Source organism: Pseudomonas sp. SA233 (assembly GCF_054792385.1).
This window is the reverse complement of record NZ_CP096449.1, coordinates 2,700,868-2,715,318: the sequence shown is the minus strand read 5'-3', so window position 1 is coordinate 2,715,318 and position 14,451 is coordinate 2,700,868. Positions and strand designations below refer to the sequence as shown.

The following is a 14,451-nucleotide window of genomic DNA, read 5'->3' as shown; positions in this document are numbered from 1 at the left end:
CGGAAGGCATCCGATCATGCGCATCATTGCCCTGGCGTTTATGCTGTGCCTGGCCAGCATGAGCGAAGCTGCACAAATGCCGCTGTCCGTCCTGCCGGGCGGCGCTGTGGTGTTCAAGCCCATCCAGAGCATACGCGAGCGCAAGTTCGCCGACCTGGTGCAACAGAAAACCGACTTCAGCTGCGGCGCCGCCGCGCTGGCCACCATCCTGCGCCAGGCCTACTGGCTGGATGTGGACGAGCAACAGATCATCGAAGGCATGCTGGCCCACGCCGACCAGGACCTGGTGCGCACGCAAGGCTTCTCGATGCTCGACATGAAACGCTACGTGGAAAGCCTGGGGATGCGTGCCCGCGGCTACCGGGTGGCGCCCGAGACCCTGCACAGCGTGCGCATCCCGGTCGTGGTGCTGATGGACGTGCGCGGCTACAAGCACTTCGTGGTCATGCAGAAGGTCGACAAGGGTTGGGTGTATATCGGTGACCCGGTACTGGGCCACAAGCGCTACAAGGTCGAAGATTTTCTCAAGGGCTGGAACGGCATCATCTTCGCCGTCATCGGCCAAGGCTACGACAAAAACAACATCCTGCTCGACCCGCCCCTGCCGCTGACCGCCAAGGGCCGGGTGAACAACTTCACGCCGGTGCAGGATGCAGAGCTGCTGGACTTCGGTTTCATCAAAAGCGACTTCTTCTAACGACTCTTGCAACGACAAGGAGCACGAGGCTCCGGGGAGCACCCCAATGAAGAACCCATTCTGGCTCGCGATCGCATGCCTGGCCGTCAGCCTTCCCACCCATGCCGAAACGTTCAAGCCCATCGAGCTGAAGGACCATGAGTTGGCGACCCTGCGTGGCCGCTACGTGATGCCGGGGCGGATCGTGAGTTTCGGCATTGTCATGTCCAGCACCTGGCAGAATGCCAAAGGGGACGTGATCGGCGCCACGAGCACGATGCAGATTCAGCAGTCGACCATCAAACCGCAATTCTATGTGTCGTTGATCGACGAAAGCGGCACTGGCACAGCGTCAGCTGGATCCACCGCACCAGGTACCGGTACCGTCACGGGCGGTGCCGGCCTCAACACCACAGAGGGTGTTACCCAGGTGGTACGCGCCGCTGGCGACAACAACACCGCCTTCAACAATGTCGCCATCAATGTCTCCAAGGCCAACCAGGCGCCCGCCGTGCAGCCACAGGGCCAGGCACTGGCCAACGGCCAGACTCTGACGGGCGAAAACGGCGCAGGTGCGCTGAGTGTGTCTGCCAGCGGCGTAGGGGTGCAGTTCAATATCAATGCCAGCAACAACCAGGGCAGCAGCGTACAGCGCCTGGCGCAGGGTGGCCTGATGCAGAATTCGACGCTGCTGGGCAATGGCAACCGGGTGAACAACGTCACCACGCTCAATGTGGTGATGCGTGAAAGCGTGCCTACAGCCGCTTCGCTGAATGGTAGCCTCGATCAGCTCAAAGGTCTTCGCACATTCGGATACTGATCTACGCTGAGTCTCATCAAAAGAAGTCGGCAGGGACGGCAATTCCATGCACCGATCTTTATCGCTCAAAGCTTTTGTGTGTTTGACCACCTTGGCCCCGGCCACATTGCTCTACGCCGCCTCCGACCCACAGGTTGAGGCCCTCAAGCAGGAACTGATGGAGCTGAAGCGTCGCTACGAAGCCCAGCAGCAAGCGCTGATGGTGCTGGAGCAGCGCGTACGCCAGGTCGAGGAAACCCCGGCAGCACCACCGCCCAAACGCCTGGTCAGGTCCCCGGCCGAAGGGGTCAAGGGCGCACAGACGGTGGCATCGGGTGCACCGGGCACCACCGGCAGCTCCTATGGCCAGGCGCTGACCGCCGACGCTGAACCGGCACAGAGCGTGTCCAACCTGTATGACGAGGCCAGCGGCTTCTTCGGCGGCGGCAAGTTCAGCTTCGAGACCGGTGTCACCTATACCCACTACGATACTCGGGCGCTGGTGCTCAACGGCTTCCTGGCACTGGACTCGATCTTCCTCGGCAGTATCAACCTTGACCGGGTGAAGGCAGATAACTGGACCCTGGACATGACTGCCCGCTACAACCTCGCCCAGCGTTGGCAGTTCGACATCAACGTCCCGGTGGTGTACCGCGAATCCACTTATTCTTCCGGCGGTGCGGGGGGAGCCGGGGCGACCACCTCGGACGAAACCGTAACCCGCGACCCGGAAATTGGCGACGTCAACGTCGGCGTCGCCTACAAGTTCCTCGACGAAGACGAGACCTGGCCTGACGCCGTCGCTACCTTGCGTATAAAGGCGCCGACCGGCAAAGACCCGTATGGCATCAAACTGCGCCAGGTCGAGGGCAACGACAACCTGTCGGTACCGGAAAGCCTGCCGACCGGCAACGGCGTCTGGTCGATCACGCCGGGCATCTCGCTGGTCAAGACGTTCGACCCGGCCGTGCTGTTCGGCAGCCTGTCGTACACCTACAACATGGAAGACTCGTTCAGCGACATCAGCCCACAGGTCAACAGCAAGGTGCCCGGCGACGTGAAGCTGGGCGACTCCTGGCAGATCGGCGGCGGTATCGCCTTTGCCCTGAACGAGAAGATGAGCATGTCGTTCTCGGTGTCCGACCAGTTCGCCCGCAAGAGCAAGATAAAGCCCGATGGTGGTGACTGGCAGTCGATCTCCAACAGCGACTACAACGCAGCCAACTTCAACATCGGCATGACCTTCGCCGCCACCGACAACCTGACCATCGTGCCCAACCTGTCCATTGGTCTGACCGATGACGCGCCGGACTTTTCCTTCAGCCTGAAATTCCCCTACTACTTCTAATACTTGCCATTGGCCGGGCCCGCGCTAAAGGGCCCGGTTTTGGTTACCAGCCTTGTCCCGGACCGCCTTCCATGCCACGGCCTGTTATCATCAAGCACAGTTGCATGACGATTTAATGGCAAAAGGGATGTTTTCGTGAAGAACCTGTCAGACCACCCCCGTACCCGGCTTGTCGCCCTGGCGACCCTGGTACTGGTGATCCCACTGGGTACGCGCGCCATGCTGGGTTGGTCCAACCCGCTCGGTTACCTGTCCGACCTCGCACTCGGCAGCCTGCTGGTCTTGCTGCTGCACCGTCGGCCGTGGTGGTTGGCGCTCCCCGTATTGCTGGCCTGGGCGGCCCTCTGGGTGGCTTCGGCCGAACTGGTCAGCGCGGTTGGCCGTTTGCCCACCAGCGCTGACCTGACATATCTGCTCGACCCGCAGTTCATGGAAAACTCGACCGGTGGCGGCTTGGCCCATGCCTGGCTGCCCTGGATCATGGGCACCGGCCTGCTGGGCTGGCTGGCCATCGCCTGGCGCAGCCGTAGCCAACGCAGCCAGCCGCTGCCACGCAAGGCCTGGGCCATTCCGCTGCTGCTGTTTGGCGCCCACTGGGGCAGCCAGCAACTGGTACCTTCCGACGCCGACCAATGGCGGCAATACAACCTCAGCCACCAGTTGCTGTCGGCCGGGGCCGGCAACCTGCAGCGCCAGGTCGAAGGCTGGATGGGCCGCACACGTACCTTCACCCCTCTGGCCAGTACCGGCCTGACCCAGTCCGACCTGCATGGCCAGCGGCTGCTCGCCGGGCCAGGCAACGCCCGCAACCTGCTGATCATCACCGTGGAAGGCATCCCCGGGGCCTACCTGCGGCCCAACCGCCAGGCCCTGCACAGCCGTTTCGACGAAGAGCTGATGCCAAAGCTCAGCCAGTGGGCCGAGCGCGGCATGAACACCCCGGACTACGTGCTGCATACCCACCAGACCATCCGTGGCCTGTACGCGATGCTCTGCGGTGACTATGACAAGCTGGCCAACGGCACGCCCAAGGGCATGGAACTGCTGACCCAGAACGAACGCAACCAGGCCTGCCTGCCAGCGCAGTTGCGCCAGGCCGGTTTCACTACCCACTACCTGCAGGGTGCCGGCCTGCGCTTCATGGCCAAGGACCGCATCATGCCGCACATCGGCTTTGACTCGGTGCACGGCCAGGAGTGGTTCCGCAACAAGAACTACCTGGACTTCCCCTGGGGCAAGGATGATCGCTCCTTCTTCGAGGGGGCTCTGAACTACGTCGGCCAGCTGCAAAAGCAGGACAAGCCATGGATGCTGACCCTGCTCACCGTGGGCACCCACCAGCCCTACTCGGCGCCGTTCGAGTACATGGAGCGCTACGACACGCCGAAACAGGCGGCAGTCGCCTACCTGGACGATGCACTCGGTGCATTTCTCGACAACCTCGAACGCCAGGGCGTACTCAAGGACACCCTGGTGGTAGTGACTTCCGACGAGTCCCACGGTATCGACGGTGTGCGCCTGGCCTCGTCCTGGGGCTTCAACCTCACCCTGGCGCCGGAGCAGGCGCAGTTGCCACGGATCAAGCGGGGCACCTACGGCCATATCGACCTGGCCACCTCGCTGCTCGACTACTTTGCGCTGCCCATCCCCATGGCGCTCGGCGGTCGCTCGCTGTACCGCGATTACGACAGCGGTCGAGAAATGATCTCCTACACCAACGGCATGCTGCGCTATCACGACGGCCGGGGTGTGTTCACCGAGTGCGACTTCCAGCAGCGCTGCCGGCGTTACGCCAGCGAGGGCTTCATCGCCGACCAGGCACGTTATCTTGGCCTGGGCGACAGCCTGCTGGGCCAGCAGATCGGTGCTCTCGCCGGGGTGCTCGACCAGTCCCTGCTGCAGACACCGCTCAACCTTCGTTACCAGTTCGGCGGCCCATCGCCGATCCAGCTGCGCAAGCGCATCAAAGATGACTGGGCCGACAACCTGATCGGCGCCCAGTACCTGGAAATGCCCGAGGGTTCGCATACCCGCGTACGGGTCAAGGTACGTTCGCTGGACCCCAAGCGCGCAGCCTATATCCAGCTCAAGGCCAAGCAGCTGGAGCAGGACGTACCGCTGGGCTTGCCTTACGAAGTGAAAGTCACTGCCGACGAGCCGCTGGAGATGGAGTTCAGCTTCGACAACCCGACCGCGCGCAAGGCGTTTTCCTTCCATTTGCTGGGCTATGGTGGTGGTCAGGTGGAAATCAGCGACTTCAGTGTGATAACCGCACTGCCAGGGGAAGACGAAGCAGCGGATGAGCTGACCGAAGGGCATATCGCCCATTCGGGCTGAACGGTACCACTCATCGCCGGGCCGCCGCGACCTGTCGATTCAACCCGCCCGTGCTCGACTAGTGTGTGAATCCCCCCAATGTGGAGATAACACCATGAGCACGAGCGAAAGCAGGCACCCGGTGGTTTCCCGCAGCCAGTGGCTGGCGGCCCGCCGACAGCTGTGGCTGCACGAAAAGGCCTTCACCCACCACCGCGACGCGCTGTCCGCAGCCCGTCGCGCCCTGCCCTGGGTCAAGGTGGAGCACGACTATCGCTTCCAGGGACCGGACGGCGAACTGAGCCTGGCCGACCTGTTCGCAGGCCGCAGCCAACTGCTGGTTTACCACTTCATGTTCGCCGAAGGCTGGAGCGAAGGTTGCCACGGCTGCTCATTCCTGGCCGACCACTTTGACGGCGCCAACCTGCACCTGGCCCATCACGACGTGTCGCTGGTGGCGGTGTCACGTGCGCCGTATGCCGAGTTCCAGGCATTCCGCCGGCGCATGGGCTGGCAGTTCCCCTGGTATTCGTCACATGGCAGCGGCTTCAACGAGGACTTTGGCGTCAGCGTCGGCAGCGAGGGCCAGCGGCAGTACAACTATGAGCCATATGAGGGCGATGAAAGCGAGCTTCCCGGGCTGAGTGCGTTCTACCGCGAGCCGGACGGCAGCGTGTACCACACCTACTCGACCTATGCCCGCGGGCTGGACATCCTGGTCAACACCTACAACTTCCTCGACATCGCGCCACTGGGGCGCAACGAGGCTGGGACCATGGACTGGGTGCGGCACCACGACCGTTATGAAGGGCAGCCGGATAAGCCTAACTGCTGCCACAAATAACGTGAGGCAACACATATCCCTTATCACTCGCTTGGCACGTCCTTTGTAGGAGCAGCCTTGTGCTGCGAAGAGGCCGGTACAGGCAACAGATCTGCATAGCCAGTACGGGCCTCTTCGCAGCACAAGGCTGCTCCTACAAGGGCCGCGCAGCGGCCAAGCATTCTCAAGTGCAGCACATAGTCTTCAGCCGCGCACACCTAGCATCCCGCGCTCGACGATGAAGTCGATCACCGCCTGCAGCCCCTCGCCCTTCTTCAGGTTGCTGAAGGTCCATGGCCGCTGCGGGCGCATGCGCTGGGTATCGCGCTCCATCACCTCCAACGAAGCCCCCACATAGGGCGCCAGGTCGGTCTTGTTGATCACCAGGAAGTCCGACTTGGTAATCCCTGGCCCACCCTTGCGCGGGATCTTCTCCCCTTCGGCCACGTCGATCACGTAGATGGTCAGGTCGGCCAGCTCAGGGCTGAAGGTGGCACTCAGGTTGTCACCGCCGCTTTCGACGAAGATCACCTCGAGGTTGCCAAATTTGCGTGCCAGTGCTTCGACCGCCGCCAGGTTCATCGAGGCGTCTTCACGTATCGCCGTGTGCGGGCAGCCGCCGGTTTCCACGCCGACGATGCGCTCCGGCTCGAGGGCCCCGGCTTCGGTCAGGATGCGCTGGTCTTCCTTGGTGTAGATATCGTTGGTGACCACTGCGATCTGGTAATGGTCGCGCATGGCCTTGCACAAGGCTTCGAGCAGCGCCGTCTTGCCGGAGCCGACCGGGCCGCCGACACCGACGCGCAGGGGTTGTTGATAGCTTTGCATGCAGGCAGTCCTCAGGAACGGAACAAACGGGTGTATTGGGTTTCGTGTCGCGATGAGGCAATGGCCAGCAACGGCAGGCCGCCGCCAAGCTGGTCATCGCCCAGGCCCAGTGCCTGGTCGAGGGCCGCGGGCAGCCCTGCCCCCAGGTCGCGCAGCAAGGTCTGGGCGGCCTGCTGGCCGAACGGCACCAGCTTGACCCCGGCCATTACCGCGCCCTCCAGCCAGGCAAAACCATGGCCCAGGGCCAACTGACGCAGTGGGATCGCCCAATGCGCAGCCAGCCAGGCCATACCGCCCAGCTGGGTGAGTTCTAGGCTGGCCCGCCAGGCCGGCGCCTGGCCCAGTTGCCAGCCGTCCAGCAGCCGTGCCAGCGCCGCGCCGCGCTGCTGTTCTTCCAGGCGCAGCTCGGCGGTTTCACGGTTGGCCAGCAGAAAGCGGCTCCAGTGGCCGAAGGCTTCGGCGTCCTCGGCCTGGCAGGCGTGGTACAAGCGCGCCAGCACCGGCCAGTCGAGGCAGGCCAGGGTGTCGTCGATCTGCTCGCGCTGCCAGGCAGCGAAACCATCCACGTCCCGTACCCAGCCCGCCTCGACCGCCCACTCCAGGCCTTGCGAGTAGGTGAAGCCACCCACCGGCAAGCCAGGGCTGGCCAGCTGCAGCAGGCGCAACAGCGCCAGGTCGCTGTCCATCAACCAGCCAGTACCAGCGCGGCGCCGGCCAGCAGGCCGCCGCCAAAGGCCTTCTGCAGGCCGCTATGCCTGCGCAACAGGCAACCGACCGCAAAGCCGGCCGCCAGCAACAGGCCGCTGACCGTGACGAAGCCGGCGCTGAACTGCCAGAACGCGCTTGGCGTGGCTTCCACGCCATGGGCCCAGCCATGGAACAGGGCGAACACCGGCATCGCCATCGCCAGCAGCAGCTGGCGGCTGGGCAGCAGCACGGCACCGGCAGCCACCAGCAGCGACGCGGCAATCAGGGTTTCCATACCCAGTACATCGCCGAACAGGTGGCCGCACACCGCGCCGCCGAACATCGCCGCCAGGGTTGCCAGGGGTAGCGTCAGGCTGCGCCGGGTCAGCGCGGCGAGCACACCGGTGCCCAGCAGCATCAGCAGGTGGTCAAGACCGGTCAGCGGGTGCAGCAGGCCGTCCTGCAGCGGGTTGGCGTCGTGCCCGGGGTGGGCGAAGGCAGGCAGAGCCAGCATCAGCAGAAACAGGGCGAAAGTCTTTTTCATCGGTTGCTCCAGGCAGTTCAGGAATGGGCAGGCAGGCGCACGAACGGGTGATCGTGGCCGTGGGTGTGGCTGTGGCTGTGGCTGTGCGGTGCGCTCTGATAGGCGCCCGCTTCAGGCTCGAACGGTGCCTGTTCGGCCTCTACCGTCAGGCCCAGGCCACGCAGCATGTCGTCCAGCACGTGGTCGTGCTGGAAACGCAGCAGGCCGGGTTCGATCTGCAGCGGCACATGGCGGTTGCCCAGGTGATAGGCCGCGCGGGCCAGCAGGTGCGGGTCGGTGCAACGCACCGTGGACACCGCCTCGGGCGCCGCCAGCACGCGGATCAGCTGGGTGCCCTCGGCATCGGCCAGCAGTTCGCCTCCGCGCAGCAGGTGGCCGCGTTCGAGCATCAGCCCGGCCTCGCGACCATCATCCAGGGTCACCCGCAGGCGGCTCTTGATGCGGCTGTCCACGTCCAGGGTGACGGTGCCGGTTTCGCCCAGCGTGCCGGGCTCGGTGATACGGCGGGTCAAGACAATCATCGGTGCTCCTTCAGAACAGGAAGTAACGCTGGGCCAGCGGCAGTTCGCGGGCCGGTTCGCAGACCAGCAGTTCACCGTCGGCACGCACCTGGTAGGTCTGCGCATCGACCTCGATCAGCGGCTGCAAAGTGTTGTGGACCATGTCGGGCTTGCGCACCCGGCGGCAGCCGTGGGCCACGCCGATCAGGCTGCGCAGGTTCAACTCCTCGGCCAGGCCACGGTCCATCGCCGCCTGGGGCAGGAAGGTCATACGCGTGGCATGCCGCGCCGCGCCCAGGGCGCCGAACATCGGGCGGTAATGCACCGGTTGCGGCGTGGGGATGGAACCGTTGATGTCACCCATGGGCGCGGTGACGATCATTCCGCCCTTGATCACCAGGGCCGGCTTGACCGCAAAGAACGCCGGCGCCCACAGCACCAGGTCGGCCAGTTTGCCGACTTCCACCGAGCCCACTTCGTGGCCGATGCCGTGGGTCAGTGCCGGGTTGATGGTGTACTTGGCGATGTAGCGCTTGACCCGGAAGTTGTCGCTGTAGCTGGTGTCCGGCGCCAGTGGCCCGCGGCGCAACTTCATCTGGTGGGCCACCTGCCAGGTGCGCAGCACCACCTCGCCAACCCGGCCCATGGCCTGGGAGTCGGACGAAGTCATGGCAAAGGCGCCCATGTCGTGGAGAATGTCCTCGGCGGCGATGGTTTCGCGGCGGATGCGCGACTCGGCAAAGGCCACGTCTTCGGCGATGCTCGGGTCCAGGTGGTGGCAAACCATGAGCATGTCCAGGTGCTCGTCCACGGTGTTGACCGTGTACGGCAGGGTCGGGTTGGTCGAGGACGGCAACACGTTGGCCTGCCCTGCCGCGCGGATGATGTCCGGGGCGTGACCGCCACCAGCACCCTCGGTGTGGAAGGTGTGGATGGTGCGGTCGCCGATCGCCGACAGGGTGTCTTCGATGCAGCCGGACTCGTTGAGGGTGTCGGTGTGGATCGCCACCTGGATGTCCATTTCCTCGGCCACGCCCAGGCAGCAGTCGATGGCTGCTGGTGTCGAACCCCAGTCTTCGTGCAGCTTGAGGCCCACGGCGCCGGCTGCGATCTGCTCGCGCAGCGCTTCCGGCCGCGAGGCGTTGCCCTTGCCCAGCAAGCCGATGTTGATCGGCAGGCTGTCGGCGGCCTGGAGCATGCGCGCCAGGTACCAGGGGCCGGGCGTGCAGGTGGTGGCATTGGTGCCGGTGGCTGGCCCGGTACCGCCGCCGATGAAGGTGGTGACACCGCTGTTCAGCGCCTCGTCCACCTGCTGCGGGCAGATGAAGTGGATATGCGAGTCGACACCACCGGCGGTGACGATCTTGCCCTCGGCCGCGATCACCTCGGTGCCGGGGCCCACTGGCACGTTCACGCCCGGCTGCACATCGGGGTTGCCAGCCTTGCCGATCACCGCGATACGCCCGTGCTTGATACCGATATCGGCCTTGACGATGCCCCAGTGGTCGATGATCAGGGCATTGGTCAGTACCAGGTCCATGGCTTCGGCAGCCAGCATCTGGCCCTGCCCCATGCCATCGCGGATGACCTTGCCGCCACCGAACTTTACCTCTTCGCCATAGATGGTGAAGTCGTGCTCCACCTCGACCCACAGCGCGGTGTCGGCCAGGCGCACGCGGTCGCCCACGGTGGGGCCGAACATGTCGGCATAGGCCTGGCGGGAAATGCGGCTCATGCCCTGCCCTCCAGTGCGCCCATCACCTTGCCCTGGAAGCCGTAGACCTCGCGCTTGCCAGCGTATGCCACCAGTTGCACGGTACGCGCCTGACCAGGCTCGAAGCGCACGGCGGTACCCGCGGGGATGTCCAGCCGAAAGCCCAGCGTAGGCGCGCGCTCGAACACCAGCGCCTCGTTGACTTCGTAAAAGTGGTAGTGCGAGCCGACCTGCACCGGCCGGTCGCCATGGTTGGCCACGCTGACGGTGACTGTCGCGCGGCCGCTGTTCAGCTCGATGTCGCCGGCGGCGACCTGGATTTCACCTGGGATCATGCGGGGCTCCTGGGCAATTTCAGACGATAGGGTCATGCACGGTCACCAGCTTGGTGCCATCCGGGAAGGTCGCTTCGACCTGCACGTCGTGGAGCATTTCGGCGATGCCAGGCATTACCTGCTCGCGGCTCAATACTTCACGCCCCAGGCTCATCAGCTCGGCGACGGTGCGGCCATCACGGGCGCCTTCGAGCACGGCGGCACTGATCAACGCCACCGCTTCCGGGTAGTTGAGTTTCAGGCCACGGGCCAGGCGCCGCTCCGCCAGCAGCGCGGCGGTGAACAGCAGCAGTTTGTCTTTCTCTCTCGGGGTCAGCTCCATGGCGCTCTCTCAGGTGGCCCAGATACGCGGCGGGCAGGCCGGCAGGCCGAGGACGGCCGGGCGCAGCACATGCCACAGGCGTTGCAGGGTGCGTTGCAGGTGTTGGTTGTCATGGTCGAGCACGCGGATCACCAGCAACGACCCGAGCAGGGTCGCGCCGGCCGGGTTGGCCATCTCGTCGAGCAGCGGGCGCACCAGATCCAGCACGGCCTGGTCGGCGGGTGCGGCGCAGAAGGTGGCCAGCAGCGGATGCCCGCCAAGCTTGCTCAGGCGCCCGCCTTCGACGCGCAGGCGCTCGTGCAGGCCCACTTCGTCGGGCAGTTCGATGTGCAGGCGGCTGTCGAGGGCACCCTGCTCGAAACGCTCGTTCATCACCGGGCGCCCCAGGCACAGGGTTTCCCAGGCCAGCAGGCGCGCCCCCGGATCGAGGGTGAAACGGCTGTCGAGGCTGGCGCGGGCGCCGGAGAAGAAGATGCTGTCCTGCGGCAGCCACTCCAGGGTGCTGTCGGCGCCCAGGTGGAAACGCTGGACCAGCCGCGCGGTCGGGCCGATGCTGCGGTAGAACTTGCTGGCGCCGGGCATGGTCAGCAGCGCGTGGCTGCCCGGCTCCAGCTGGATATCCAGCTCCAGGCGGTCGCCAGCGACGATCCCACCAGGAGGGTGCAGCACGTAGACATGGCACGGTGCACCTTCCGGATAGAACGGTCGCTGCACCAAAAGAGGTCCGAAATGCCGCCACGCACCAAGGCGGGTCACCTTGTCGCGTTTGACGAAGCGCAACTGCAGGTGAGCGCTCCAGCCGGCATCGTCGTGTTGTTGTTCGATCTGCTCCGCGAGCGACATCCTGCGGCCCCTGAAATCCGTGGCCTGCTGGCCGTTTAGAGTGGCAGGCACGCACGGCTACGGCGTGCGCGCCCTGACCACTCGATCAAATTCGCAGGCTGGATATAGCAGGTTGCGGGCCAACTCCGCAGGTGAACGAAGATGAAGGATTTGCCATGGCCGCTCTGGCATCGGGCATAGAGGGAGATGGCGCACAAGGCAGGGGCGTGCTTCGGCCCTGTTTCGGTGCTGTGATCTCAAGGCAAAAATTACCCGATGCTGCGACACGGCCTCTGTGGGAGCGGGTTTACCCGCGAAGAATCCAACCCAGTGCATGGCACGGGCTTCGCCCGTGTTCGCGGGTGAACCCGCTCCCACAGGGTTAGAGCAAGCCCTTTATACAGCGACAAGGCCTCAGTAATCGAAGCGGTCCACCGCACGCCGGCGTTCGTTGTCATCACGCCGGTCATAGATGGCCGTGGTCTGGATATTGGCGTGATGCGCCAGCTTCTGCGCAATGGACAGGTCGTGCTCTTCGATCACCCGGGTGATGAACGCGCGACGGAAGTCGTGCGGCATGATCTTCACGCCCACCTGCGCACCACGCTGGCGGGCGATGTAGTAAATGGCATGCTTGGTGATGCGTGCCCGGGTTATATGGCTGCCACGGCGGATGCGGTTGAACAGGAACGGGTCGTCTTCGGCCCCTGCGGGCAAGTCCTGGCGGCGCAGGTCCAGCCACGCCTGCAACTTCTCGAACGCCCATGGCGGGGCGTACTTGATCAGCTGGCGGTTGCCCTTGCCCAGCACCTGCAGGCTGCGCGCCTCGAAGTCGACCTGGTCCAGGTCGATGTCCACCGATTCCGACTTGCGCATGCCGGTGCCGTACAGCAAGGCGATGATGGCCGCGTCACGCACACCCTGCGGCCGTGGATCGGCCGCACACACATCCATCAGCTCGCGAATCAGGCTGCGGCGCAGGTTGCGCCCCGGCGGCAGGCGGCTGCCGGTGGCCGGCTTGACCTCGCGAATGCGCAGCAACTGCTCGTGATCGATCAGGCCCTGGCGCCAGGCTTCGTTCATCACACCGCGAATGGCGTTGACGTACAGCGACGAGCTGTTGGGGGCGTAACCATCCGCACGCAGCGCCGCCACCAGGGCGATCACATGGCCGGGCTCGAGCCGATGCCAGGGCACATCGACGATATTGCAGTCGACAAAACCCAGCCGATCGGCGGCGTCCTGAAGGATGTAGCGCATGGTTTGCTGGCTGGATGGGGCCAGGCGGGCCATGTACTGCAGCAGCGGATTTTTCGAGAGGTCGGACAAAACGTGAATCCTGTAGCGAAGCGTTGGCCAGCGGCGAACCGGCCAGACCCTGAAGCAAGTCAATACGACATACAAGCAGGTCCAAATAACAGCGGAATACACATGTCATTCGGACCCGGAGAAGTGCCATCACCTTGATATACAAGGGGTTCGGAGCTGGCACGGATCGTGATCTTACCCCAATTGAGCCCACTGAACGAACGAAGGTCAGCCCATGCTTGTGCAGCCGATCGATTCACGCCCACGTCAGGCCGTCTGGGGCCTGGGTTTCCGCCCATTCTTCCTGGGTGGCAGTTTGTTTGCGCTGCTCGCCTTGCTGTTGTGGGGCGGCGTACTGGCCGGTGCGCTGGAGCCCACGCCCCCCGGTGGCATGCTCGCCTGGCACCGCCACGAAATGCTCTATGGCTTTGCTGCCGCCATCATCGCGGGTTTCCTGCTGACCGCCGTGCAGAACTGGAGCGGCATCCCAGGCTTGAACGGGCGCGCGCTACAGGGTTTGTTCCTGCTTTGGCTGCTGGGCCGGGTGAGCTGGTTCCTGCCACTACCGGGCAGCGTGCTGGTAGTGATCGAGGGCAGCTTCCTGCCGCTGGTGGCGCTGGCGCTGGCACGGCCGATCGTGCAACGGCGCTTGCGTAACAACTACCCGATCGTCGGCCTGGTGCTGTTGATCGCCGCCTGCCAGTGGCTGACCCTGGTCGGCTGGCTGCGCCAGGACGAACTGTGGCAGCGCCGCGGGGTGTTTGCCGGGTTGTGGCTGGTGGCCGCGATGATGACCGTGCTTGGCGGGCGGGTGATCCCGTTCTTCACCCGGCGCGGCCTGGGCAACATGGCACCGGCCCCTGCCCGCCCCTGGCTGGACCGGGCCTGCCTGCTGCTGAGCGTGGCGGTACCGCTGGCCTTTGCTTCGGGTTTGGTCGATACGGCGCGTATCGGCCTGGCCGTGCTGTTCGGCACCTTGTTTGCCCTGCATACGGCCCGCCTGACCTTGTGGCATGACCGCGGCCTGTGGCGTGTGCCCCTGCTGTGGTCGCTGCATCTGGCTTATGCCTGGATTGCCATTGCCTGCCTGGGCATGGCGCTGTGGCATGCCGGGGTGGCGCTGGGCCCGAGCCTGGTGACCCACGCCCTGACCGTTGGCGCCATGAGCGGCTTGATCCTGGCGATGATGGCACGGGTCAGCCTGGGCCACACCGGCAGGCCGCTGCAGGTACCGACCAGCATTGCCTGGGCCTTTGCCTTGATCCAACTGGCGACGCTGGCGCGGGTGGTGCTGCCGCTGTTCACGCCGCTGGGGGTGAGCCTTTCAGTAGTTTGCTGGAGCCTGGCGCTGCTGCTGTTCCTGCGTCACTACCTGCCCATCCTGCTGCGGCCACGGGCTGACGGTATGCCTGGCTAGCCTTGATGCCCA

At 64.7% G+C, this 14,451-nt stretch carries 15 protein-coding genes; 6 read left to right on the top strand and 9 right to left on the bottom strand.

The genetic code is table 11. The annotated features are described in order from the left end of the window. Nucleotides 1-16: 16 nt before the first annotated feature. The 5 genes from M1D87_RS12650 to M1D87_RS12630 all read left to right on the top strand — a co-directional run bounded on the left by M1D87_RS12650 (nt 17) and on the right by M1D87_RS12630 (nt 5,983). Nucleotides 17-697 carry a C39 family peptidase gene (locus M1D87_RS12650; protein ID WP_123083697.1) on the top strand — a complete coding sequence of 227 codons (681 nt, stop codon included), beginning with the start codon at nt 17-19 and terminating at the stop codon, nt 695-697. Between the two features lie 46 nt (nt 698-743). Further along, nucleotides 744-1,496, top strand: a complete 753-nt coding sequence (locus M1D87_RS12645; protein ID WP_421091538.1) for a hypothetical protein — start codon at nt 744-746, stop codon at nt 1,494-1,496. A 46-nt stretch (nt 1,497-1,542) separates the two neighbouring features. After that, nucleotides 1,543-2,823 (top strand): transporter, encoded by a 1,281-nt coding sequence (locus M1D87_RS12640; RefSeq protein WP_039612958.1) that lies wholly within the window; start codon nt 1,543-1,545, stop codon nt 2,821-2,823. Nucleotides 2,824-2,958: 135 nt separating this feature from the next. Next, complete coding sequence (locus tag M1D87_RS12635; protein WP_123083699.1) at nt 2,959-5,160, top strand: LTA synthase family protein; 2,202 nt, start codon at nt 2,959-2,961, stop codon at nt 5,158-5,160. Between the two features lie 94 nt (nt 5,161-5,254). Next, nucleotides 5,255-5,983 (top strand): DUF899 domain-containing protein, encoded by a 729-nt coding sequence (locus M1D87_RS12630; RefSeq protein WP_061552168.1) that lies wholly within the window; start codon nt 5,255-5,257, stop codon nt 5,981-5,983. Between the two features lie 183 nt (nt 5,984-6,166). Here the strand turns inward: M1D87_RS12630 and ureG are convergent, their stop codons facing one another. The 9 genes from ureG to M1D87_RS12585 form a co-directional block, all read right to left on the bottom strand. After that, a complete protein-coding gene (gene ureG, locus M1D87_RS12625) occupies nt 6,167-6,790 on the bottom strand; it encodes an urease accessory protein UreG (protein WP_010953755.1) in 624 nt (207 codons plus the stop codon). An 11-nt stretch (nt 6,791-6,801) separates the two neighbouring features. After that, nucleotides 6,802-7,476, bottom strand: coding sequence for an urease accessory protein UreF (locus M1D87_RS12620; protein WP_039612955.1), 675 nt, complete (start codon nt 7,474-7,476; stop codon nt 6,802-6,804). Next, nucleotides 7,476-8,021 carry a HupE/UreJ family protein gene (locus M1D87_RS12615; RefSeq protein ID WP_123083700.1) on the bottom strand — a complete coding sequence of 182 codons (546 nt, stop codon included), beginning with the start codon at nt 8,019-8,021 and terminating at the stop codon, nt 7,476-7,478. Before M1D87_RS12615 ends, M1D87_RS12620 begins: the two co-directional genes overlap by 1 nt. Nucleotides 8,022-8,038: 17 nt before the next feature. Then, nucleotides 8,039-8,542 (bottom strand): urease accessory protein UreE, encoded by a 504-nt coding sequence (gene ureE, locus M1D87_RS12610; protein ID WP_024087024.1) that lies wholly within the window; start codon nt 8,540-8,542, stop codon nt 8,039-8,041. A 10-nt stretch (nt 8,543-8,552) separates the two neighbouring features. Then, nucleotides 8,553-10,256, bottom strand: coding sequence for an urease subunit alpha (gene ureC / locus M1D87_RS12605; protein ID WP_013972449.1), 1,704 nt, complete (start codon nt 10,254-10,256; stop codon nt 8,553-8,555). Next, nucleotides 10,253-10,570 (bottom strand): urease subunit beta, encoded by a 318-nt coding sequence (locus M1D87_RS12600; protein WP_003256924.1) that lies wholly within the window; start codon nt 10,568-10,570, stop codon nt 10,253-10,255. Before M1D87_RS12600 ends, ureC begins: the two co-directional genes overlap by 4 nt. Nucleotides 10,571-10,589: 19 nt before the next feature. After that, a complete protein-coding gene (locus tag M1D87_RS12595; protein ID WP_003256923.1) occupies nt 10,590-10,892 on the bottom strand; it encodes an urease subunit gamma in 303 nt (100 codons plus the stop codon). 9 nt (nt 10,893-10,901) lie between these two features. Continuing rightward, nucleotides 10,902-11,735 (bottom strand): urease accessory protein UreD, encoded by an 834-nt coding sequence (locus M1D87_RS12590; protein ID WP_123083701.1) that lies wholly within the window; start codon nt 11,733-11,735, stop codon nt 10,902-10,904. Between the two features lie 393 nt (nt 11,736-12,128). Next, a complete protein-coding gene (locus M1D87_RS12585) occupies nt 12,129-13,043 on the bottom strand; it encodes a site-specific integrase (protein ID WP_015270152.1) in 915 nt (304 codons plus the stop codon). Nucleotides 13,044-13,257: 214 nt separating this feature from the next. Between M1D87_RS12585 and M1D87_RS12580 the strand changes: the two genes are divergently transcribed. After that, nucleotides 13,258-14,439: an NnrS family protein gene (locus M1D87_RS12580; RefSeq protein ID WP_123083702.1), complete on the top strand. Its 1,182-nt coding sequence runs from the start codon at nt 13,258-13,260 to the stop codon at nt 14,437-14,439. The last annotated feature ends 12 nt before the right edge of the window (nt 14,440-14,451 follow it).

Coding starts and splice junctions, on each gene's coding strand:
- M1D87_RS12640 (WP_039612958.1), top strand. CDS start 1,543: ATGCACCGATCTTTATCGCTCAAAGCTTTTGTGTGTTTGACCACCTTG.
- M1D87_RS12630 (WP_061552168.1), top strand. CDS start 5,255: ATGAGCACGAGCGAAAGCAGGCACCCGGTGGTTTCCCGCAGCCAGTGG.
- M1D87_RS12615 (WP_123083700.1), bottom strand. CDS start 8,021: ATGAAAAAGACTTTCGCCCTGTTTCTGCTGATGCTGGCTCTGCCTGCC.
- M1D87_RS12650 (WP_123083697.1), top strand. CDS start 17: ATGCGCATCATTGCCCTGGCGTTTATGCTGTGCCTGGCCAGCATGAGC.
- M1D87_RS12600 (WP_003256924.1), bottom strand. CDS start 10,570: ATGATCCCAGGTGAAATCCAGGTCGCCGCCGGCGACATCGAGCTGAAC.
- ureC (WP_013972449.1), bottom strand. CDS start 10,256: ATGAGCCGCATTTCCCGCCAGGCCTATGCCGACATGTTCGGCCCCACC.
- M1D87_RS12580 (WP_123083702.1), top strand. CDS start 13,258: ATGCTTGTGCAGCCGATCGATTCACGCCCACGTCAGGCCGTCTGGGGC.
- M1D87_RS12620 (WP_039612955.1), bottom strand. CDS start 7,476: ATGGACAGCGACCTGGCGCTGTTGCGCCTGCTGCAGCTGGCCAGCCCT.
- M1D87_RS12645 (WP_421091538.1), top strand. CDS start 744: ATGAAGAACCCATTCTGGCTCGCGATCGCATGCCTGGCCGTCAGCCTT.
- M1D87_RS12590 (WP_123083701.1), bottom strand. CDS start 11,735: ATGTCGCTCGCGGAGCAGATCGAACAACAACACGACGATGCCGGCTGG.
- M1D87_RS12595 (WP_003256923.1), bottom strand. CDS start 10,892: ATGGAGCTGACCCCGAGAGAGAAAGACAAACTGCTGCTGTTCACCGCC.
- ureE (WP_024087024.1), bottom strand. CDS start 8,542: ATGATTGTCTTGACCCGCCGTATCACCGAGCCCGGCACGCTGGGCGAA.
- ureG (WP_010953755.1), bottom strand. CDS start 6,790: ATGCAAAGCTATCAACAACCCCTGCGCGTCGGTGTCGGCGGCCCGGTC.